Source organism: Mesorhizobium sp. HAY1-8B (assembly GCF_056868045.1).
Map to the genome: position 1 here is coordinate 920380 of NZ_CP200321.1, position 19480 is coordinate 939859.

The window sequence follows — 19480 nt, forward strand, 5'->3', positions numbered from 1 at the left end:
CGGCCAGAGCGATCAGGCGGCCGCCATGATCCCGGCATAGGTGCCGAAATCGACATTGCCGCCGGACAGCACCACGGCGACGCATTTGCCGGCAAGGTCCATCTCGCCCGACGACAGCGCCGCCAGCGCCACGCAGCCGCCGGGCTCGACCACGAGCTTCAGATAGGCCATGGCATCGCGCATCGCCTGTGCCGTCGCTGTGTCGGAGACGGCAATGGCGCCGGCGAGGTTCTTGCGGTTGATCTCGAACGTCATCACCCCCGGCTCGGCCGTCAGGATCGCGTCGCAGATCGAGCTGTGGCCCGCTTCGTTGGAAACCCGGGCGTCGGCGGCGAGCGAGCGGCGCGTATCGTCGAAATGCTCGGGCTCGACCGCCCAGACCGCGGTGCCGGGCGAGGCATCCTTGACCGCGACCGAAATGCCGCTCGACAGGCCTCCGCCACCGCAGGGGATCAAGACGGCGTCGAGGCTGACGCCGAGCGCCTTGGCCTGCCGCATCAGTTCAAGGCCGATCGTGCCTTGCCCGGCAATGATGGCAGGATCGTCGAAGGGCGGCACCAGCACCATGCCCTTGTCGATATAGGGGCGAACCACGGTCATGCGGTCATCGCGAAAGCGGTCGAAGGGCACCACCTCCGCCCCCATCTTGCGGACATTGCCGATCTTCATCGCCGGCGCGTCCGCCGGCATGGCGATGACCGCCTTGACGCCGAACATGGCGGCCGAAGCGGCAACCCCTTGCGCATGATTGCCCGACGAGAAGGCGACGACGCCCCGGCTGCGTTCCGCCTCGCTCAGCGACGACAGCTTGTTGTAGGCGCCGCGGAACTTGAACGAGCCGGTGCGCTGCAGCGTCTCCGGCTTGAACAGGATGCGGCCGCCGAAGCGCTTGTTCAGCTCCTGCGATTCGATCAAGGGGGTTTCGACGATCAGGCCGGAAAGGCGGGCCGCGGCGGCGTGGATGTCGGCGATGCCGGGTGGGGTGGTGGCGGTCATGCGAGGTCCAGTGGAAGAGAGGGTCTTCTCATGATGCGCGCAAACAGCCGTGGCGCACCATCGAAAAAATGTGACCGTTACAATGTTGGCGGGTATCGCCGGGGACATTGTCTCAAGCGTCTCGGCAGTCACCCCCAACTGGCCGGCAGGCCAGAGGGGGTGATATCCCGCCGACATCCGCCATGTTCCGCGTCTCTCGGAGCCGCCCTGCCGGGGATCGGGTTTTCACCCAAGCAACGTCCGCTGCCTTTTGGTTCCGCCCAGCTTGCGCCAATTGTTGAAGCGGTGGGTGGCGGCGGCAAAGGAGATCTTCATCTGCTGGGCGACCGAATAGCGCGACTTGCCTTCGTCGAACATGCGGTAGCAGCACTCGACCCCTTCCTCGGTCAGCTTGCCGTCGGGGGCCTTGTTGTGCGGGTTGGCGGGGTCGAACTTTTCGATCTGCTGCTCGACCAGGCCCTTCAGGCGCTGCAGATCGGCCTCGATACCGGCAATGAGATCGAGAACGGGTTTCGGGTCAAAATGTTGCGGGTGCGGCTTCGTCATGCGCGTGCTCCTCATTCTTGTCTTAGGTTCAGCTATATAGGTGAATGTATGCCAATAATAAAGAAACGGGGCCGCTGGAGCGCTTCAACAATTCTCGAACCCGTGACCTCGGCGCGATTGACCCGGAGCGTGGCAAACCCTAGTTTAGAATTATTCTAAACTAGGGTCATTTCCTCATGCTTTCCCGTGTTTTCGGCTTCGGCCGCCGCTCCTTCGAATCGCTCTCTGAACAAGAAATCCTGGCGCTGGCCATTTCATCCGAGGAAGATGACGGCCGCATCTATCGGGCCTATGCCGACGGGCTGGCGGAAAGCTTCCCGCAATCGGCAAAGGTGTTCGAGGAGATGGCCGAGGAGGAGGACGGCCATCGCGACTCCCTGATCGAACTCTTCCGCAAGCGTTTCGGCGAGCGCATTCCGCTGATCCGGCGCGAACATGTGAAGGGCTATTTCGAGCGCAAGCCCGACTGGCTGGTGAGGCCGCTCGGCATCGAGCATGTGCGCCGCCAGGCCGAGGCGATGGAGCAGCAGGCCTACCTGTTCTACGTCGAGGCGGCAAAGCGCACCACCGATGCCTCGACGCGTAAACTTCTCGACGACCTCGCCATAGCCGAACAGGGTCACGAGACACTGGCGCAGCGGCTGGAGCAGAAGCATGTGCCCGGCGACGTGAAGGATGAAGAGGCCGCCGCCGAGCAGCGCCAGTTCATCCTGACTTATGTGCAGCCCGGCCTGGCCGGCCTGATGGACGGTTCGGTGTCGACGCTGGCGCCGATCTTCGCCGCTGCCTTTGCCACGCATGACACCTGGCAGACCTTCCTGGTCGGGCTTGCCGCGTCGATTGGCGCCGGCATCTCCATGGGTTTTACTGAAGTCGCTTCCGACGACGGCAAGCTCTCGGGTCGCGGCTCGCCGATAAAACGCGGCATCACCACCGGCGTCATGACATCAGCCGGCGGTCTGGGCCACGCATTGCCCTATCTCATTCCGCATTTCTGGACGGCGACGGCCGTTGCCGCTGTGGTGGTGTTCTTCGAATTGTGGGCCATCGCCTTCGTCCAGAACCGCTACATGCAGACGCCTTTCCTGCGCGCCGCCTTCCAGGTGGTGCTGGGCGGTGCGCTGGTGTTCGCGGCGGGGGTGCTGATCGGGAATGCTTGAGCGCTGTCGCGCCAAGCCACTCACCCATTCACCGCCCGGCTGTCCGCCGGCGCCTCGTCCCTTTCGGCCAGCCCGTAATCGCGCACCACATGCGCGATGCGCAGCCGATAGCCGGCAAAGATGCCGCCGCGGCCCGCCTGCTGCGCCTGGCGGTGTTCTTCGGTGTTGCGCCAGGCCTTCACCGCGTCCTCGTCGCGCCAGAACGACAGCGACAGGATGCGGTTCGGGTCGGCGAGACTCTGAAAGCGCTCGATCGAGATGAAACCGTCAATGCCTTCGAGCAAGGGGCGCAGCTTGGCGGCGATCCCGAGATAGGCATCACGTTTGCCTTCCGCCGGTTCGACCTCGAAGATGACGGCGATCACGGCAGCACCAGCTTCGCATGGGGCCCGGAGACGTGTTTCAGGAACATGCGGTCCTCCTTGAGGATGAATCTTTCGCGGCGAGCGAACTCATAGTTTGCCTTGCCGGCGGGATCGGCGGCAAGCCGCGCGCGATAGGCCTCGTAGGCGGCCAGGCTTTCAATGTTGTAGGCGGCGTAGGCCGTCGTCGCCGAACCCTCATGCGGTGCGTAATAGCCGATCAGATCGGCGCCGCAGCGCGGAATGGCCTGGCCCCAGTTGCGGGCATATTCCTCGAAGGCGGCCTTGCCGAACGGGTCGATCTCATAGCGGATGAAGCAGGTGATGGTCATGGTCGGCTCCCTGGGTCTTGCATCGACGCTTCGAGCGCGGTCGAAACGTCATACGCATCGATGTGCTAGGCAGTTTGGGGCGTCAGGAGCCATCGTCGCTTGCGTCGCCGGCTCCTTGAGCTGAGGCCAGATTAGTGGTTATCTCACAAGGATGCTTCGACAGGGATCAAACCATGCGTGAAGGACCTGATATCTCGCGCATCGCCAGCCTGGTCGGCGATCCGGCCCGCGCCAACATGCTCAGCGCGCTGATGGGCGGCACGGCGCTGACGGCGAGCGAACTGGCGCTGGAGGCCGGCGTCTCCTTGCCGACCGCCAGCTCGCATTTGTCGAAATTGATGGAGGGTGGGTTGCTGACCTTGGCCAGCCAGGGCAGGCATCGCTATTACGGCCTCGCCGGTCCGCAGGTCGCGGGCATGATCGAAGCCATCACCGGTGTGGCGGAAGCCGTTGGCCCCAAGCGCGTGCGGCCGGGTCCGCGTGACGCGGCGATGCGCGTCGCCCGCGTCTGCTATGACCACCTCGCCGGCGAGCAGGCGGTGGCGATGCTCGACCGCCTTGTCGAGAAAGACATCCTGCTGCGCGACGACAGGGAGATCAGGCTAGGTCCGTCGGCGGCATCGCATTTTTCCGCCATGGGCATCGATGTCGATCCCAGGCCGCGCCGGCCGGTCTGCCGCGCCTGCCTCGACTGGAGCGTGCGCCGCTCGCATCTCGCCGGCACGCTGGGCGCCGCCATCCTCGACAAGATCCTTCTGGAAAAATGGGCACGCCGCGAAAAGGACAGCCGCGCGGTCATCTTCTCGCCGCCGGGCAAGCAGGCGTTTGAGAGGGCGTTTTTGAGCTGAGGGGCCTACCTCGTCCACACCTTGGTCCGGCTCACCCCCGCTTCAATATCTTCCCCTGCTTGAAAAAATCCGCCCACGGATCGGCTTGCGCCAACTGTTTCACCGTCGTCTTGTCGCCAATCGGGAACGCGTTCGGCGCCAGCCCGGCCTCGATTTCGGCCCAGGTCACCGGCATCGACACGGTAGCTCCCTTCTTGGCCCGCGACGAATAGGGTGCGACAGTCGTCGAGCCGCGGCCGTTGCGCAGATAGTCGACGAAGATCTTCCCGGTGCGCGCCTTCTTCGACAGCGTCGCCGTGTAGCGGTCAGGAGCGCCCTGTTCGAGCGCCTTGGCGAAATCATGGGCGAAGGTTTTTACCGCATCCCAATCCGCCGAGGGCTTCAGCGGCACCAGGACGTGATAACCCTTGCCGCCCGATGTCTTGACGAAATTCGGCAGCGACAGCTCGTCGAGCTTGCCCCTGATGTCGAGCGCCGCCTCGCGCACCGCTTTCACGTCGACGCCCTCATCGGGGTCGAGATCGAAGATGATCTGGTCCGGCTGTTCGAGCTTGTCGATCATGCATCCCCAGATGTGGATCTCGACCACGCCGTACTGGACGAGCGCCGCGACCCCGTCGAAATCCCGCACGAACAGGATTTCCTCGCCATCGGTCGGATCCTTCATCCGGGCTATCTTGTCGCTCATGCCGGCCGAGGCGTGTTTCTGGAAGAAGCGTGGCCCGCCAACGCCGTCCGGCGCCCGCACCAGGCTGAGCGGACGGTTGACGACGAACTGCTCCATGCGCGGCCAGACCTCTGCGTAATGGTCGAGCAGACCTTGCTTGGAGATTTTTTCATCGGGCCACAGCAGCTTGTCGGGGTGGGAGAGCTTGACGGTGGTCGTTACCGCCCCGGCGGATTTGCCGGCGCCGCTTGACGACGACTTGGCCTTGCCTGTCGCTGCCTTGGGCTTTTCCTGCACAACGTCCTCCGCCGGCTTGTCCTCGCGCAGCCCCTGGAACGAGGCATGGCGTATTATACGGTCCGAGGTCCAGCTGCGAAACTCCACCTCGCCGACAAGCTCCGGCTTGACCCAGACCAGACCCTTGCCCTTCGGCACGGCCTTGTCGAAAGGCGAATCCTTGGCCTTCAGCGCATCGAGTTTCGTCTTCAGCTCCGTCGCACCCTTGGCGGAGAAGCCGGTGCCGACACGCCCGGCATAGTGTAGTTTGCCGCCCTCATAGTAGCCGACCAGCAGCGAGCGCAGCCCACGCCCGGTCTTGTCCGACGGCAAATAGCCGCCAATGACGAATTCCTGCCGCGCCGTGCATTTCGACTTCACCCATGTCGGGCCGCGCCCGCTGCGATAGGGCGCATCGGCACGCTTCGAGACGACGCCTTCCAGCCCCATGCGGCAGGCATGCTCCAGCATGATCTTGCCGGGCTCGGAAAAGTGGTCGGAGAAACGCACCGCCGGGTTCTCGGACTGCGTGCCGAGCAGCTCCTGCAAGGCCTGCTTGCGCTCGACCAGCGGTTCGGCGCGCAAATCCTTGCCGTCGAGGCGCATCAGGTCGAACACATAATAAATGAAGCGATTTGTCCGCTTTGCCGACAAATCCTGCTGCAGCAAGGCGAAGGAAGAGACGCCGCTGTCGGCCAGCACGACGATCTCGCCGTCGACGACGGCATCGCTGCATTTCAGGCCGGCGAGTTCGGTGACGATTTCGCCGCCGAATTTCTCTGTCCAGTCGAGTCCGGTGCGGGTCAAGAGCCGCACATCGGTACCGGCGATCTGCGCCTGCATGCGATAGCCGTCGAATTTCACTTCGTGCAGCCAGTCCTTGCCCGGCGGCGCATCCCGTTCGAGTGTCGCCAGCTGCGGTTCGATGAAGTCGAGTTTCCGGGCGGCCGCCTTCGCGTTGCCGGTCGCCGGTTTGTTCGAATGCCAGACGTCGGGCTTTCGGCCTTTCGCCGTCTTGCCTTCGCCGATCTCCTCGATCGTCAGGCCGGACTTCACCGATTGCGGCGCCTCCTTCAGTATATCCTCGCCCGGGCGCGCCGCGGCATCGTCCGATTTGATCAGCAGCCAGTTGTCGCGCTTTTCGCCCGGACGCGGTTTCAGCCTGACCAGATGCCACAGCCCATGCAGCTTGTGGCCCTTGAGCTCGAAGTTGATATGGCCTTTCTTCATCGCCTTGGCCGGGTCGGTCTCGGGCACCCATGTCCCTTCGTCCCAGACGATGACCGAGCCGCCGCCATATTCGCCTTTGGGGATCGTGCCCTCGAACGGCGCATAGTCGATCGGGTGGTCCTCGACATGGACGGCCAGCCGCTTCTCATGCGGGTCCAGGCTTGGGCCACGTGTCACCGCCCAGCTCCACAGCACGCCGTCATGTTCCAGCCGAAGGTCGTAGTGCAGCCTCGTCGCCGCATGCTTGTGGATGACGAAGATGCCGCCCTCGCTTTTCCTGGTCCGCGCGATCTTGCCGGCCGGTTCCGAGGTCTTCTTGAAATCGCGCTTGGCGTTATATCGCTCGAGGCCGGCCATTTGTTTCCTCAGGCCGATTTGCGCTTGGGCGCGGCCGCTTTCGGCTTGGCGCGCTTGGCCACCGGTTTGGCCTTCGCGGACGACGCTTTCGTGGAGCCTGAATCCGACGAAAGGCTCTTCTTCAGCGCATCGAACAGGTTGACGACGTTCGAGGGTTTAGGCGCCGCCTGGGCCTTGGGCGCTTTCTTGCCGGCCTTCTTGGCGCGGATCAGTTCGAGCAGCGCGTCCTCATATTTATCGTCGAATTTCGACGGATCGAACTTCGCTTTCTTCTTGTCGATGATCAGTTCGGCCAGATCGGTCATCTCCTGGTCGGTCTTCACCGCCTTGATCTCGCCGAACACACTGTCCGGCTGGCGCACCGTGTTGTCGTAGCGCAGCGTCGTCAGCACCATGCCCTTGCCGAGCGGCTCGATGACCACGGGGCGTTCCCGGCTATAGAGCACGATGCGCGCCAGCCCGGCCATCTTCTTGCCTGCCATGGCATCGCGGATTACGGCGAAAGCCTCCTCCGACACCTTGTCGGCCGGCGCGACATAATAGGGCGTATCGAGATAGATCTGCTGGATCGAGGCTTTGTCGACGAAACCGTCCAGGTTCATCGTGTGCGAGGATTCGATCTGCACCGCCTCGATCTCGTCCTCGTCGATATGGACGAAATCGCCATCGTCCAATTCATAGCCTTTGATCTCGTCGCCATCGGCAAGCGGCTTGCCGGTTTGCGCATCGACATAGATGCGCTTCACCGTGTTGCCGGTCTTGCGATTGAGAATCCGGAACGAGACGCGCTCCGTATGGGTGACGACATTGGTCAGTTCGACGGCACAAGTGACCAGCGAAAGCTTCAGATAGCCCTTCCAGGCTGGACGTGGTGCCATGACGAACTCCCGTGGTGACAGGTCGAGAACGAGCAAGTTCCATTCCAGTTCCAACCGCACGCTGCTGCGCAAGCCATCGCCCTGGGCTCCGCGCACGAAAATTTCCCGCGTTGGCTGGAAGTTGAAACAGAACCGCGCGCAGGCGACATTCAAACGAAACATATGTGATGCAAAAGTCACACTCGGCGGAATGGCGACAAAAGGCATGGAAACACCCCGAATCAGCCGCATTCCGGCCACGAAGCAACGGGTTTTCGACCAGAAATTAACATCACGTTCACCGACTATTCACGCCTCGATGCTATCATTCGCGCAATTCGGAAGGGACATCCGAAAATCGGGACAGGGACGGGTAAAATGAACTTCCTAACGCACCTCATCGGCTATGCCGCCGCCATCCGCGAATTCGTCGCGCCGACCTATCGGCCCGAGCGCTACTACATGCGCGGCCCGGGTCCGGCTTGCGCCCGTCGCGGCACCTCGCTGGGCGCGCACTGATCATGACGTTCGAGAGCCGCCACAACAGCCGGATCTGCCGGCCAGGTGCCAACTCCCGCGCCACCACCTATCGCGCCGAGCGTCCGGCTTTCGCCGACGAGCGGCGTGCGACAACGCCGCGTCTTTGATGCCGCCTCCGGCTGGCTTAGTGTCTCCGGACACGAGCAGCCGAGGCCAGCGTGACCGACCTTTCCCAGTCAAGTCCGTCCCCGTCCAATCGGCCCAACCCAAGCCGTCTCTCTGAACCCTTCGACACAAACCATCCGTTGATCGTCTTCGACGGCGTGTGCCTGCTGTGCTCCGGCTTCGTGCGCATGGTGGTCAGGCTCGATCGCCAGGACCGCTTCCGCTTCGCCACCGCTCAATCGCCCTTCGGCGAAGCGCTGTTCCGGCAATATGGGCTGCGCACGGACGCTTACGAAACCAATCTCGTCCTTGTCGATGGCGCGGCCTTCACGCGGCTGGACAGCTTTGTCGCCGTGATGTCGGAACTCGGCTGGCCGTGGCGGGCGGCCAAGGTGCTGTTGCTGCTGCCGAGACCGCTGCGCGACTGGCTGTATGATCGCATCGCCAAAAATCGCTACGCCCTGTTCGGCAGGAGGGACAGGTGTGACGTGCCGTCGGCCGAACTGCGCGGTCGCCTGATTGGCTGATGCATGTCGCCCAACAACGGCATGCATGAACCTCAACCGTGGCTCTGGGGGAGCAGTGCATGGAACTTCTCATCGTCGGCGGCTATGGCGCCTTTGGCGGACGCATCATCCAATTGCTGGAGAGCGAGCCACGCTTTGCGGCCGCTACGCCCCGGCATGACGAAGGCGGGAAGGCTTGTGTCGTGCCCGATCAAGGCCGAAAGTTTTTCCTGCGTCCTGTCGAAATCGACCGTCGCCGCGCGACATACGTCTGGCCCCGCAAGGACGCGGCCTTCGAAACACGGGAGAAGAACCCATGCGATACATGATTTTGATCAACAGCGACGAAGCCGCGCTGGCGAACACGCCGATCGAGAAGGCCCAGCAGATGAGCGCGGCCTATGCCGCTTATACCGAAGCGTTGAAGAAATCCGGTGCATGGCTCGCCGGCGAAAGGCTGCGCCCGAGCCAGGCGACCACCTCGGTGCGGATAACCGACGGCAAGACCAACGTGATTGACGGTCCCTATGCCGATACCAAGGAGCAGCTTGCCGGCTTCTACATGATCGAGGCGGCCGATATCGACGCCGCCATCGAATGGGCGGCACGCTGTCCGGCGGCCAGCACCGGCGCGGTCGAGTTGCGGCCGATCTGGGAAATGGCCGACTACATGCCCAAGAAATGACGGCGTGCCCAGAAATGACGATATGATGGACAGTCGCCCGGAGATCGCCCGGGCGGCCGCCGAGGCCGCCGCCCGGCAGAGCTATGGCAAGCTGGTCGCCTGGCTCGCGGCGCGCACGCGCGACGTGGCCGCCGCCGAGGACGCGCTGGCCGATGCCTTTGCCGCGGCGCTCGAACGCTGGCCGAAGTCGGGCGTGCCCGAAAAGCCGGAAGCCTGGCTGTTGGCCGTGGCGCGTCGGCGTCGTGTCGATGCGGTTCGGCGGCGGCTCACCCGGGAGGCCGCCCGCGATCATCTCAAGCTGATCGCCGAGGAGATGGAGGCGCGCATGACCGACGAGGATCTGCCCGACGAACGGCTGCGGCTGATGTTTGCCTGCGCGCATCCAGCGATCGAACCGGGCGTGCGGGCGCCGCTGATCCTGCAGACCATTCTCGGCTTCGATGCCGCGACGATCGCTTCCGCCTTCCTGGTCTCGCCGGCAACGATGGGCCAACGCCTGGTGCGCGCCAAGACGCGGCTCCGCGAAACCGGCATTCCGTTCCGCGTGCCGGAGCGGGCCGAACTCGGCGAACGACTGGATGCCGTGCTGGAGGCGATCTATGCCGCTTTCGCCGAAGGCTGGTCGGATCCGGTCGGCACGGAGACTAGGGCGCGCAACCTCGCCACCGAAGGCATCTGGCTCGGCCGCCTGGTCGCCACGCTGATGCCGGAGGAGCCGGAAGCGCTTGGCCTGCTTGCGCTGATGCTGTTTGCCGAGGCGCGCCGTGCAGCCCGGCGTAGCGCCGAAGGCGACTTCGTGCCGCTGGCCGAACAGGACTTCGACCTGTGGGACCACGCCCTCATCGATGAGGCGGAAGCGCTTCTGTCCCATGCAGCGGCGAGCGGCGTCGTCGGCCGCTACCAGCTTGAGGCCGCCGTGCAGTCCGCCCACGCCGCGCGACGGCTGACCGGCCGCACCGACTGGGTGGCGATCCGTGAACTTTACGACGCCTTGCTTTCGATCGCCGGATCGCCGGTGGTGGCGATCAACCGTGCGGTGGCGCTCGCCGAGGCCGAGGGCGCCGTGGCGGGGCTGGCGGCCCTCTACGTGCTGGGTGACGACAAGCGGCTGAATGAGTATCAGCCTTACTGGGCGGCGCGGGCCGGTCTCCTGGCCAGGCTTGGCCAGGTGCCGCAGGCAACCGAAGCCTATGACAGGGCGATCGGCCTCGAACGCGATCCGGCGGTGCGCCGGTTCCTGCAGGGCAAACGCGCGGCGCTGCGAAACTGACCCTTAGAGCAATTCCAGGAAAAGTGTGAACGGTTTTCCGTCCGGAATTGCGTCAAAACAAAGAGTTAGGGTAGTTCGCCGTTTCCATGAAACGGTGAACTGCTCTAGCCCGGCCACATCTCGTGCGACGTGTTGAGCGTCTTCAGCAGTGGATGCTCGCGCAGCTTCGCCCACAAGCGTTCAATATCAGGCCATGCCGTCCGCGCGCTGTCGATGTCGGGATGCCAGGCCACGAGCATGACGAGATAGATGTCGGCCAGCGACATCGCCTCACCCACCAGCCAGCCACGGCCGCGCAAGGCGGCATCGAGAACGGCGAAGCCGCGGTCCATCTCGGCGACGGCCGCCTGCTTGACGGCTTTCGTGCCGTCGGCATCGGCCGTGTAGCGATAGGCGTAATACAGCCGCAGGATCGCGGGGTAGAGCACCGACGACATGAACGCCATCCAGCGCAGGAACTCGACGCGGGCCGGCGCGTCGATCGCCGGCGCCAGGCTGGCCTCGGGATGGCGTTCCGCAAGCAGGATACAGATCGCCGCCGATTCGGTCATCGAGCGCCCGTCCGGCAAGGTCAGCACCGGCACCTGGTTCAGCGGGCTGATGTCGAGGAATGCCGGATCGGGCCGGTCGGACTTCGGCACGTCGATCTGCTCGAACGGCGCGTTCGCCAGCGCCAGCGCGGCCTCGACAACGAAGCCGCCGCTGCCCGGACGGGTATAGAGCTTGTACATGAATTCCTCCCCCGGCCCGCGCAAAGCAGGCCGTGGGCGATATGAACCGGAAGCAGGGTGCTGCTCAAGCCGGATCGCTGGCGCCACGGAAGCCTTTTGAACGGTCCAGCGAGGAGCGGCGGTTCGTCGAAGGGGGGCGGATTACGCCCCCAGCCCTTCGAACAGGATCGTCGACAGGTAGCGTTCAGCGAAGTCGGGAATGACCACGACCAGGGTCTTGCCCTTGTTCTCGGGCCGCGAGCCGACGACGATTGCCGCTTGCAGGGCAGCACCCGACGAAATGCCGACCGGCACGCCTTCGAGGCGGGCGACGAGACGCGCATTGGCCACCGAATCCTCGTTGGAAACCTTGACGATCTCATCATAGATCGTGGTGTCGAGGATCTTTGGCGCGAAGCCGGCGCCAATGCCCTGGATCTTGTGCGGGCCGGGCTGGCCGCCCGACAGCACCGGCGAGGCTTCCGGCTCGACGGCAACGACATGCACAGATGGCTTGTGCTTCTTCAACACCTGGCCGACGCCGGTGATGGTACCGCCGGTGCCGATGCCGGCGACGAAGATGTCGACCTCACCCTGGGTGTCGTTCCAGATTTCCTGCGCTGTCGTCTTGCGGTGGATTTCCGGATTGGCGGGGTTTTCGAACTGCTGCGGAATGACGGCGTTGGGGATCGTCGCGGCCAGCTCGTCGGCCTTGGCGATGGCGCCCTTCATGCCTTTAGGACCTTCGGTCAGCACCAGTTCGGCACCGAGCAGCGCCAGCATTTTTCTGCGCTCGACCGACATCGTCTCCGGCATGGTCAGGATCAGCTTGTAGCCCTTGGCGGCGGCGGCGAAAGCGAGCGCGATGCCGGTATTGCCCGACGTCGGTTCGATCAATGTCGTCTTGCCGGGGGAAATCTTGCCTGCCGCCTCCAGTGCCTCGATCATCGCCACGCCGATGCGGTCCTTGACCGAGGCGATCGGGTTGAAGAATTCGAGCTTGGCCACGAGGTTGGAGACGATCCCCTTTTCCTTGGCGAACTTGTCGAGCCGTACCAGGGGCGTGTCGCCGATCGTGTCGGTGATGGAACTGTAGATGCGGCCGCGGCCGGGGGCGCGGGCGGGGGTGACGGGCTTGTTCATTGGTTTCGCTCCCAGAATTTCAGGCAAGTGGAGAATTTCAGGCAAGTGGCATTGCAGCCGGCAAGATAGGGCTTTCAGCCGCGCAACATAAGCTGTCGGCCGGAAATATCCGAGTGGGGCCTGTGTCTAAAACGCCCTTGTCCCGGAAAAGCATTTCGCGGAAAAGCCTGACCTCGGAATGTTTTGGCTGAAAGGGTGCTACTGGCGGGCGGCGATCGCTGCGGCGGCGCCGACCATGAAGCCGGCGGCGGTGCGGTTCAGCACCTTCAGGGCGCGTGGCGATTTCAGGAACCAGCGCGCCTTGGCGGCCAGCGCCAGGTAAGGAACCAGCACGACGAACAGGACGACGACCGTCAGCGCGGCGAGAATGCCGTAGTCGGCCAGCGTGATGGTCTTCAGGTCGACGATGGTCGGCGTGATGGCGAGGTAGAAGATCATCGTCTTGGGATTGCCGAGCGTGACGGCGAGGCCGGCGATAAAGCTCGAAACCAGTCCGCCCTTGCCCTTCCTGGCCTCAACCGTTTCGGGCGTGATGCCGGCGGTCCAGAAGCGCCAGCCCAGAAATGCCAGATAGGCGACGCCGGCCCATTTGATCGCTAGGAACACCATGCCGAAGGTCTGCGCGACAAAGGCGAGGCCAAGCACCACGGCGGTCAGATAGGTGAGGTCGCCGACCATCAGGCCGAAGAACATAGCCAGCGACGAGCGGAAGCCGGAGCCGAGCGCACGCGCGACAAGCGCGGTGATGCCGGGGCCGGGGATGGCGGCGGCGATGCCAAGGGCGGCGCTGTAGGTGAGGAAGCCGGTGAGGGTCATGGTTTCGGTCTCGGATCGGAGAGCTTTATCGCATGGAGCGGGCCACCGTTGAATTCCCTTGGGTTCGGAATCCATTGCACCAGACATCGCGGCCTTCGCCCTGTGAGGGGGCCGAGCAAGAACCCTCAGGAGCGGGCGCCACCATAGGTCACGCGCCAGATCGTGCCGTTGCCGTCCTCGGTGACGATCAGGGCACCGTCGCTCGCCACCGCCACGCCCACCGGCCGACCCCACACCTCGCCATTGGAGACCACGAAGCCGGTCATGAAATCCTCGTATTCGCCGGTCGGCTTGCCATCCTTGAACAGCAATCGGACGACCTTGTAGCCGGTCCTGTTGCCACGGTTCCACGAACCGTGCAGGGCCACAAAGGCGTCGCCCCTGTAGTCCTGGGGAAAACCGGTGCCGGCCGGAAAATCCTCGCGGTCGTAGAAGGCGATATTGAGCGGCGCCGAATGCGCCTGCATCAGCACATCGGGAATGGTTGCCTTGCCGGAGAGATCGGGCCGCGCTCCCTTGTGGCGCGGATCCTCATTGTCGCCGATATAGTACCAGGGCCAGCCATAGAAGGCGCCGTCCTTGACGGATGTCGCGTACTCGAACGGCACATTGTCGCCGAGCGCATCGCGCTCGTTGACGACGCACCACAGCACCCCGGTCGCCGGCTGCACGGTCATGCCCGAACAGTTGCGCAGGCCGGTGGCGACGATGCGGCCGTTCTTGCCGTCCGGGTCGAAGGCCAGCACGTCGGCGCGGCCGTCCTCGGAGCCCCATGTCGCGCCAAGCGGCTTCGACTTCACCCACGCTTCGAGGCCGCCATCCGGCGCCTTGCCCATGTCCTCGGCGATATTCGAACCCGAGCCGACCGACAGATAGAGCGTCTTGCCGTCAGGCGAAAAGGCGATATCGCGCGTCCAGTGATGGTTCGAGGGAATCTTGTCGACGATGGTTTGCGGCTCTCCGGCCGCCTTCAGTTCGCCATTGCGGTAGGCAAAGCGCACGATCCTGTCGCTGTTGGCGACATAGACCCATTGCGGGTCATTGCCCGGCGGATAGAAGGCGATGCCATAGGGCTGGTTGAGATTGCGGGCAAAGATGGCGTCTTCGGCGGGCTTGGCACTGTCCTTGGACAGGCGATAGACGCGGATCTGGTTGGCTTCGCTGTCGGCGACGAACAGGTCGCCGTTCGGCGCGACGCGCACGACGCGCGGATTGTCGATGCCCGCCGCGATCAGCTCGGCCGAGAATCCCGGCGGCAGTTGCGGCTTCGCGCCTGCCGGCATGTCGGCGAGCCCGGCGCTGTTCGAGGCGGATTTGGTGACATAGGGCTTCGGCAGGTCTTCCGGCTTGATCAGGCGGCGCACACCTGGCTTGTCGGCGCGCCAGTCGCCGAAGGCGGCCGCGCCTTTCAGCACCGGTTGGTCCGCCTGCTGTGCGAATGCCGCTGTCGCGAGAAGGAGCGCTGGAAGCGCCAGGCCGGCCAATCGGATCATCTTGTCCTCCATCTGGTCGCGAAGGAAACCAACGGCAGGTCTGTCCAGAAGTTCCGCCTCATACGATCCGTTGAGGAAGCGAAAGACCGGTTTCCGGCCTATGTCCCGGCAGCGTAGAAATCGTCGTCGAGGCGTTTTTCCAGCGCGACGAGATCCGCGGGCAGGGGCAGGCCCATGGCGCGCATCTCCCGCAGTTTTTCGCGCAGCTGTTCCTGGATTTCGTGCTGGTCTTCCGGCTGGTTGACCATCTCCTCGAGCAGCAGGCTGATCCGGGCCTTGAATTCTTCGAGCGCCATTCTTTTTCTCCTTGCTGCCCGTCTTTTGCTGTCCGGGGCGCTACCTTAACATGCGCGATATCAGCTGCGCGGTATAATCGACCATCGGCACGATGCGGGCGTAATTCAGCCGCGTCGGGCCGATGACGCCGAGCGCGCCGACGACGCGGGCATCCTTGTCGCGATAGGGCGCGACGACCAGCGACGAGCCGGACAGCGAGAACAGCTTGTTTTCCGAGCCGATGAAGATGCGCACGCCCGATCCCTGCTCGGCGAGGTCGAGCAGCTGGATCAGCCCGTCCTGCGTCTCCATGTCCTCGAACAGATGCCGCAGCAGTTCGATGTCGGCCTGGGCGGTGACGTTTTCGAGCAGGTTGGCGCGGCCGCGTACGATCAGCCGTGCCGGCAGGCCGCTTTCGGCGCCCGCCCACACCGCAAGGCCCTTCTCGACAAGGTCCTGCGACAGCGTGTCGAGAGCGGCTCGCGTCTCTTCCTTGATGCGGGCGATCTCGGTCCGCGCCTCGGCCAGCGTGCGGCCGCGGATATGGGCGTTGAGGAAGTTCGAGGCCTCGTGCAGCTGCGAGACGGTGATGCCGGCCGGCAGTTCGACAACGCGGTTCTCGACGTCGCCATTCTGCGACACCAGCACGGCAAGCGCCTTGGTCGGTTCCAGCTGGATGAATTCGATATGCTTCAGCGCCACCTCGTTCTTGGCGGCCAGCACCAGGCCGGCGCCGCGCGACATGCCCGACAGCATCTGGCTGGCCTCGGTCAGCATGTGCTCCAGCGTCGCGCCCGAGCCGGAGGCCCGTACCTGTGCCTCGATGGTGCGGCGCTCCTCGTCGGAAAGGTCGCCAAGCTCCATGAAGGCATCGACGAAGAAACGCAGGCCGGCCTGCGTCGGCAGCCGGCCGGCCGAGATGTGCGGCGCGTAGATCAGTCCGAGGTGCTCGAGGTCGCTCATCACATTGCGGATGGTGGCCGGCGACAACGAGGAGGGCAGGATGCGCGACAGGCTGCGCGAGCCCACCGGCTCGCCATCCCTGAGATAGGAATCGACAATGCGCCGGAAGATGTCGCGTGAGCGCATGTCGAGTGATTGCAGTGCAAGCGGTTGCGAACCGGGATCGATTGCCTTGGTCATTCGGCCAAAAACCTCCTTGTTCAGGATATAGACTTCGGCACGGCGGGCGCAACCCGGTCTCTGTGTCGGATCATCCCGGGTGTCTGTGTCAGATCACCGGTCCGTTTTCCTTTGCGCGCTGCCCCCCATGCGTCTAAAAGCCGGCCACGATTCCGAAAAATGACTGGAAAGAAGCCCGAATGCGCCCCTCCAAACGCCAATTCGACGAAATGCGCGCCATCTCCTTCGAGCGCGGCGTCTCCAAACACGCCGAAGGCTCGTGCCTGGTGAAGTTCGGTGACACCCATGTCCTGTGCACGGCGAGCCTCGAGGAAAAGGTGCCCGGCTGGATGCGCAATTCCGGAAAGGGCTGGGTGACGGCCGAATACGGCATGCTACCGCGCTCGACCGGCGAGCGCATGCGCCGCGAGGCCTCCGCCGGCAAGCAGGGCGGCCGCACGCTGGAAATCCAGCGCCTCATCGGCCGTTCGCTGCGCGCCGTGGTCGATTTGCAGGCGCTGGGCGAACAGCAGATCACCGTCGACTGCGACGTCATCCAGGCCGATGGCGGCACCCGTACCGCCTCGATCACTGGCGGCTGGGTGGCGCTCCATGACTGCCTGCGCTGGATGGAAGCCCGGCAGATGGCCAGCGTCACCAAGGTGTTGAAGGACCATGTGGCGGCGATTTCCTGCGGCATCCATGACGGCCAGCCGGTCATCGATCTTGACTATCTCGAGGATTCCTCGGCCGGCACCGACGCCAATTTCGTCATGACCGGCAAGGGCGGTATTGTCGAGATCCAGGGCACCGCCGAGGGCGAGCCTTTCTCGGAAGAGCAGTTCGCGGAATTGATGGGCCTGGCCAAGAAAGGCATTCAGCGCCTGGTCAGCCTGCAGCAGATGGCGGTGGCGTAAGCCATCGATTTTCTGGTGACCCCCTCCGGCATCCTTGAATCAGCCCTGTACGTCACCGATCTGGTGGCGGCGGAAGAATTCTATGTCGGCGTGCTCGGCCTCGACCTGCTCGGCAAGGTGGACGGCAGACATCTTTTCTTCCGCTGCGGGCCAGGCGTGCTGCTGGTCTTCAATGCCGAGGCGACCAAAATACCTCCGGCACCGGATGCCCGGCTGAAAGTGCCGCCGCATGGCACGGTCGGCGAAGGTCATCTCTGCTTCGCGGCGAGCGCTACGGAAATCGCGGCTTGGAAAGCTCATCTGGAGGCAAAAAGAATTGCCATCGAAAGCGAATTCGAATGGCCGCAGGGCGGCCGTTCGCTCTATATACGCGACCCCTCGGGCAATTCGATCGAGTTCGCCGAGCCAAGAATCTGGGGCCTTTGATGCATTCTCTTGATGGAAAGAAGATCGTCGTCGCCAGCCACAATGCCGGCAAGCTGCGCGAATTCGCCGATCTGATGGGGCCATTCGGCTTCGAAGCGAAGTCGGCGAAGGACTATGGCCTGCCGGAGCCGGACGAGACCGGCACCACTTTCGAGGAGAATGCCTACATCAAGGCGCTGGCCGCCGCGCAAGCGACCGGCCTGCCGGCATTGTCGGACGATTCGGGCCTCTGCGTCGACGCGCTCGACGGCGCGCCTGGCGTCTACACCGCCAACTGGGCCGAAACACCGGACGGATCGCGCGACTTCGCCATGGCCATGCAGCGCACCGAAGTGGCGCTGCAGGAAGTCGGCGCCGCTCTGCCGGAACAGCGCAAGGGCCGCTTTGTCGCCGTCATTTGCCTCGCCTTTCCCGACGGCGAAGCCGAATATTACCGCGGCGAGGCCGAAGGCACGCTGGTCTGGCCGCCACGCGGCGAGCTTGGCTTCGGCTATGATCCGGTGTTCTTGCCCAATGGCTTCGAGAAAACCTTCGGCGAGATGAGTGCCGAGGAAAAACACGGCTGGAAACCGGGCCAGGCGACGGCGCTGTCGCACCGTGCCCGCGCTTTCCAGAAATTCGCCCAGGCGCGATTGAATTTGCCGCGATTGGGCTCGGCATGACTGGATCCGGCATGACCATGCCGCTCGATCGGGCGCCTGGCTTCGGCGTCTACATCCATTGGCCGTTTTGCGCGGCCAAGTGCCCCTATTGCGACTTCAACAGCCATGTCCGCCACCAGCCGGTCGACCAGGAGCGCTTTGCCGCCGCCTTCGAGGCGGAACTGGCGACGATGCGCCAGCGCACCGGGGCGCGCGAGGTGACCAGCATCTTTCTCGGCGGCGGCACGCCGTCGCTGATGAAGCCGGAAACGGTGGCCAGGGTCCTGGACGCCGTGGCGAGGAACTGGACGGTGCCTGAAGGCATCGAGGTGACGCTGGAGGCCAACCCGTCCTCGGTCGAGGCCGAGCGCTTTCGCGGCTACCGGGCGGCGGGCGTCAATCGCGTCTCGCTCGGCGTGCAGGCGCTGAACGACAAGGATCTGCGCTTCCTCGGCCGGCTGCACAATGTCGACGAAGCGCTGCACGCCATCGGCCTCGCGCGGGAAATATTCCCAAGGCTGTCCTTCGACCTGATCTACGCCCGCCCTGGCCAGACGCCGGAGGCCTGGGCATCCGAGCTCGAACAGGCGATCGGCCATGCCGCCGACCATCTGTCGCTCTACCAGCTGACCATCGAGGAAGGCACGCCCTTCCATGCGCTGCATGCGGCGAAGAAGTTCATCATTCCCGACAACGACCACGCCGCCGACCTCTATGCGCTGACGCAGGAGATAACGGCGGCGCATGGCCTGCCGGCCTACGAGATTTCCAACCACGCCAGGCCGGGCGCCGAGAGCCGGCACAACCTGACCTACTGGCGCTATGGCGAATATGTCGGTGTCGGTCCCGGCGCGCATGGCCGCTTCGTCGAGAATGGCCGCCGCACGGTGACGATAGCCGAGCGGATGCCGGAAACCTGGGCCAATCTTGTCGAGGCCAAGGGCCATGGCGTTACCGGCGGCGAGATCCTGACCCGCTCGGAAGAGGCCGACGAATTCCTGCTGATGGGACTGAGACTCGCCGAAGGCATCGACCTCTCGTGCTACGAGGCGTTTTCCGGGCGCGGCCTGTCGAGCGCGCGCCTGTCCATGCTGCAGGGCGAGGGGCTGGTGGCGCCGATCGGCAATGCGCGGCTGCGCGCCACGCCGGCCGGCATGATCGTGCTCGACGCCGTGGTGGCCGACCTGGCACGCTGATCC

24 protein-coding genes are annotated in these 19480 nt (G+C 64.2%); 12 read left to right on the top strand and 12 right to left on the bottom strand.

Going from position 1 to position 19480, the window contains the following annotated elements; translation table 11 throughout:
• Window positions 1–12 precede the first annotated feature (12 nt).
• Together AC1VON_RS04615 and AC1VON_RS04620 are read right to left on the bottom strand one after the other, a co-directional pair.
• The gene (locus tag AC1VON_RS04615; RefSeq protein ID WP_483120642.1) at window positions 13–996 is read right to left on the bottom strand and encodes a threonine/serine dehydratase family protein; all 984 of its coding nucleotides are present in this window, start codon (window positions 994–996) and stop codon (window positions 13–15) included.
• Between the two features lie 225 nt (window positions 997–1221).
• Window positions 1222–1542 (bottom strand): hypothetical protein, encoded by a 321-nt coding sequence (locus tag AC1VON_RS04620; RefSeq protein WP_056576330.1) that lies wholly within the window; start codon window positions 1540–1542, stop codon window positions 1222–1224.
• 176 nt (window positions 1543–1718) lie between these two features.
• Between AC1VON_RS04620 and mbfA the strand changes: the two genes are divergently transcribed.
• On the top strand, window positions 1719–2702 hold the full coding sequence (gene mbfA, locus AC1VON_RS04625; protein WP_172347720.1) for an iron exporter MbfA: 984 nt from the start codon (window positions 1719–1721) through the stop codon (window positions 2700–2702).
• A gap of 20 nt (window positions 2703–2722) precedes the next feature.
• On the opposite strand, the gene AC1VON_RS04630 is transcribed toward mbfA, so the two are convergent.
• Entirely contained in the window at window positions 2723–3067 is a 345-nt protein-coding gene (locus AC1VON_RS04630; protein ID WP_172347719.1) for an antibiotic biosynthesis monooxygenase family protein, read from the bottom strand.
• A complete protein-coding gene (locus AC1VON_RS04635) occupies window positions 3064–3396 on the bottom strand; it encodes an NIPSNAP family protein (protein ID WP_140771034.1) in 333 nt (110 codons plus the stop codon). Before AC1VON_RS04635 ends, AC1VON_RS04630 begins: the two co-directional genes overlap by 4 nt.
• A 173-nt stretch (window positions 3397–3569) precedes the next feature.
• Between AC1VON_RS04635 and AC1VON_RS04640 the strand changes: the two genes are divergently transcribed.
• Window positions 3570–4244 carry an ArsR/SmtB family transcription factor gene (locus AC1VON_RS04640; protein ID WP_483120645.1) on the top strand — a complete coding sequence of 225 codons (675 nt, stop codon included), beginning with the start codon at window positions 3570–3572 and terminating at the stop codon, window positions 4242–4244.
• Between the two features lie 31 nt (window positions 4245–4275).
• Here the strand turns inward: AC1VON_RS04640 and ligD are convergent, their stop codons facing one another.
• The gene (gene ligD / locus AC1VON_RS04645; protein WP_483120647.1) at window positions 4276–6774 is read right to left on the bottom strand and encodes a DNA ligase D; all 2499 of its coding nucleotides are present in this window, start codon (window positions 6772–6774) and stop codon (window positions 4276–4278) included.
• An 8-nt stretch (window positions 6775–6782) separates the two neighbouring features.
• Window positions 6783–7652, bottom strand: a complete 870-nt coding sequence (gene ku / locus AC1VON_RS04650; RefSeq protein ID WP_172352807.1) for a non-homologous end joining protein Ku — start codon at window positions 7650–7652, stop codon at window positions 6783–6785.
• Here ku and AC1VON_RS04655 point away from each other — a divergent pair.
• The 6 genes from AC1VON_RS04655 (at window position 7651) to AC1VON_RS04680 (ending at window position 10737) form a co-directional block, all read left to right on the top strand.
• Window positions 7651–8013, top strand: coding sequence for a hypothetical protein (locus AC1VON_RS04655; RefSeq protein WP_483120650.1), 363 nt, complete (start codon window positions 7651–7653; stop codon window positions 8011–8013). The genes ku and AC1VON_RS04655 overlap by 2 nt on opposite strands.
• Complete coding sequence (locus tag AC1VON_RS04660) at window positions 8010–8150, top strand: hypothetical protein (protein WP_013892047.1); 141 nt, start codon at window positions 8010–8012, stop codon at window positions 8148–8150. The genes AC1VON_RS04655 and AC1VON_RS04660 overlap by 4 nt, the downstream gene beginning before the upstream one ends.
• A 179-nt stretch (window positions 8151–8329) precedes the next feature.
• Window positions 8330–8803 carry a thiol-disulfide oxidoreductase DCC family protein gene (locus AC1VON_RS04665; RefSeq protein ID WP_483120653.1) on the top strand — a complete coding sequence of 158 codons (474 nt, stop codon included), beginning with the start codon at window positions 8330–8332 and terminating at the stop codon, window positions 8801–8803.
• A 59-nt stretch (window positions 8804–8862) separates the two neighbouring features.
• Complete coding sequence (locus AC1VON_RS04670) at window positions 8863–9111, top strand: hypothetical protein (RefSeq protein WP_483120655.1); 249 nt, start codon at window positions 8863–8865, stop codon at window positions 9109–9111.
• Complete coding sequence (locus tag AC1VON_RS04675; protein ID WP_483120657.1) at window positions 9099–9467, top strand: YciI family protein; 369 nt, start codon at window positions 9099–9101, stop codon at window positions 9465–9467. Before AC1VON_RS04670 ends, AC1VON_RS04675 begins: the two co-directional genes overlap by 13 nt.
• 25 nt (window positions 9468–9492) lie before the next feature.
• The gene (locus tag AC1VON_RS04680) at window positions 9493–10737 is read left to right on the top strand and encodes an RNA polymerase sigma factor (RefSeq protein ID WP_172352806.1); all 1245 of its coding nucleotides are present in this window, start codon (window positions 9493–9495) and stop codon (window positions 10735–10737) included.
• Window positions 10738–10841: 104 nt separating this feature from the next.
• Here the strand turns inward: AC1VON_RS04680 and AC1VON_RS04685 are convergent, their stop codons facing one another.
• The 6 genes from AC1VON_RS04685 to hrcA form a co-directional block, all read right to left on the bottom strand.
• On the bottom strand, window positions 10842–11468 hold the full coding sequence (locus AC1VON_RS04685; protein ID WP_483120658.1) for a glutathione S-transferase family protein: 627 nt from the start codon (window positions 11466–11468) through the stop codon (window positions 10842–10844).
• 141 nt (window positions 11469–11609) lie between these two features.
• Complete coding sequence (cysK, locus tag AC1VON_RS04690; protein WP_483120660.1) at window positions 11610–12590, bottom strand: cysteine synthase A; 981 nt, start codon at window positions 12588–12590, stop codon at window positions 11610–11612.
• A gap of 198 nt (window positions 12591–12788) precedes the next feature.
• Entirely contained in the window at window positions 12789–13406 is a 618-nt protein-coding gene (locus AC1VON_RS04695; RefSeq protein ID WP_483120663.1) for a LysE family translocator, read from the bottom strand.
• A 125-nt stretch (window positions 13407–13531) separates the two neighbouring features.
• Window positions 13532–14899 (bottom strand): PQQ-dependent sugar dehydrogenase, encoded by a 1368-nt coding sequence (locus AC1VON_RS04700; RefSeq protein ID WP_483120665.1) that lies wholly within the window; start codon window positions 14897–14899, stop codon window positions 13532–13534.
• Between the two features lie 98 nt (window positions 14900–14997).
• Complete coding sequence (locus AC1VON_RS04705; protein WP_013892036.1) at window positions 14998–15195, bottom strand: hypothetical protein; 198 nt, start codon at window positions 15193–15195, stop codon at window positions 14998–15000.
• Between the two features lie 40 nt (window positions 15196–15235).
• Entirely contained in the window at window positions 15236–16318 is a 1083-nt protein-coding gene (gene hrcA, locus AC1VON_RS04710; protein WP_010912575.1) for a heat-inducible transcriptional repressor HrcA, read from the bottom strand.
• A gap of 179 nt (window positions 16319–16497) precedes the next feature.
• Here hrcA and rph point away from each other — a divergent pair, with 179 nt between their 5' ends.
• From rph to hemW, 4 genes are read left to right on the top strand one after another with little or no spacing between them, the layout of a single operon-like run.
• On the top strand, window positions 16498–17214 hold the full coding sequence (gene rph / locus AC1VON_RS04715; protein WP_172347709.1) for a ribonuclease PH: 717 nt from the start codon (window positions 16498–16500) through the stop codon (window positions 17212–17214).
• A gap of 15 nt (window positions 17215–17229) precedes the next feature.
• Window positions 17230–17640: a VOC family protein gene (locus AC1VON_RS04720; RefSeq protein ID WP_483120668.1), complete on the top strand. Its 411-nt coding sequence runs from the start codon at window positions 17230–17232 to the stop codon at window positions 17638–17640.
• Entirely contained in the window at window positions 17640–18302 is a 663-nt protein-coding gene (gene rdgB, locus AC1VON_RS04725; RefSeq protein ID WP_483120670.1) for an RdgB/HAM1 family non-canonical purine NTP pyrophosphatase, read from the top strand. The genes AC1VON_RS04720 and rdgB overlap by 1 nt, the downstream gene beginning before the upstream one ends.
• An 11-nt stretch (window positions 18303–18313) precedes the next feature.
• On the top strand, window positions 18314–19477 hold the full coding sequence (gene hemW, locus AC1VON_RS04730; RefSeq protein WP_483120671.1) for a radical SAM family heme chaperone HemW: 1164 nt from the start codon (window positions 18314–18316) through the stop codon (window positions 19475–19477).
• The last annotated feature ends 3 nt before the right edge of the window (window positions 19478–19480 follow it).

Bases quoted from the DNA above. Each gene is read 5' to 3' on its own strand.
- AC1VON_RS04675 (WP_483120657.1), top strand. From the start codon at position 9,099: ATGCGATACATGATTTTGATCAACAGCGACGAAGCCGCGCTGGCGAAC.
- ku (WP_172352807.1), bottom strand. From the start codon at position 7,652: ATGGCACCACGTCCAGCCTGGAAGGGCTATCTGAAGCTTTCGCTGGTC.
- AC1VON_RS04695 (WP_483120663.1), bottom strand. From the start codon at position 13,406: ATGACCCTCACCGGCTTCCTCACCTACAGCGCCGCCCTTGGCATCGCC.
- cysK (WP_483120660.1), bottom strand. From the start codon at position 12,590: ATGAACAAGCCCGTCACCCCCGCCCGCGCCCCCGGCCGCGGCCGCATC.
- AC1VON_RS04640 (WP_483120645.1), top strand. From the start codon at position 3,570: ATGCGTGAAGGACCTGATATCTCGCGCATCGCCAGCCTGGTCGGCGAT.
- AC1VON_RS04705 (WP_013892036.1), bottom strand. From the start codon at position 15,195: ATGGCGCTCGAAGAATTCAAGGCCCGGATCAGCCTGCTGCTCGAGGAG.
- hemW (WP_483120671.1), top strand. From the start codon at position 18,314: ATGACCATGCCGCTCGATCGGGCGCCTGGCTTCGGCGTCTACATCCAT.
- AC1VON_RS04700 (WP_483120665.1), bottom strand. From the start codon at position 14,899: ATGATCCGATTGGCCGGCCTGGCGCTTCCAGCGCTCCTTCTCGCGACA.
- mbfA (WP_172347720.1), top strand. From the start codon at position 1,719: ATGCTTTCCCGTGTTTTCGGCTTCGGCCGCCGCTCCTTCGAATCGCTC.
- hrcA (WP_010912575.1), bottom strand. From the start codon at position 16,318: ATGACCAAGGCAATCGATCCCGGTTCGCAACCGCTTGCACTGCAATCA.
- AC1VON_RS04660 (WP_013892047.1), top strand. From the start codon at position 8,010: ATGAACTTCCTAACGCACCTCATCGGCTATGCCGCCGCCATCCGCGAA.
- AC1VON_RS04655 (WP_483120650.1), top strand. From the start codon at position 7,651: ATGACGAACTCCCGTGGTGACAGGTCGAGAACGAGCAAGTTCCATTCC.
- ligD (WP_483120647.1), bottom strand. From the start codon at position 6,774: ATGGCCGGCCTCGAGCGATATAACGCCAAGCGCGATTTCAAGAAGACC.
- AC1VON_RS04635 (WP_140771034.1), bottom strand. From the start codon at position 3,396: ATGACCATCACCTGCTTCATCCGCTATGAGATCGACCCGTTCGGCAAG.
- AC1VON_RS04685 (WP_483120658.1), bottom strand. From the start codon at position 11,468: ATGTACAAGCTCTATACCCGTCCGGGCAGCGGCGGCTTCGTTGTCGAG.
- AC1VON_RS04620 (WP_056576330.1), bottom strand. From the start codon at position 1,542: ATGACGAAGCCGCACCCGCAACATTTTGACCCGAAACCCGTTCTCGAT.
- AC1VON_RS04615 (WP_483120642.1), bottom strand. From the start codon at position 996: ATGACCGCCACCACCCCACCCGGCATCGCCGACATCCACGCCGCCGCG.
- AC1VON_RS04670 (WP_483120655.1), top strand. From the start codon at position 8,863: ATGGAACTTCTCATCGTCGGCGGCTATGGCGCCTTTGGCGGACGCATC.
- rdgB (WP_483120670.1), top strand. From the start codon at position 17,640: ATGCATTCTCTTGATGGAAAGAAGATCGTCGTCGCCAGCCACAATGCC.
- rph (WP_172347709.1), top strand. From the start codon at position 16,498: ATGCGCCCCTCCAAACGCCAATTCGACGAAATGCGCGCCATCTCCTTC.
- AC1VON_RS04680 (WP_172352806.1), top strand. From the start codon at position 9,493: ATGGACAGTCGCCCGGAGATCGCCCGGGCGGCCGCCGAGGCCGCCGCC.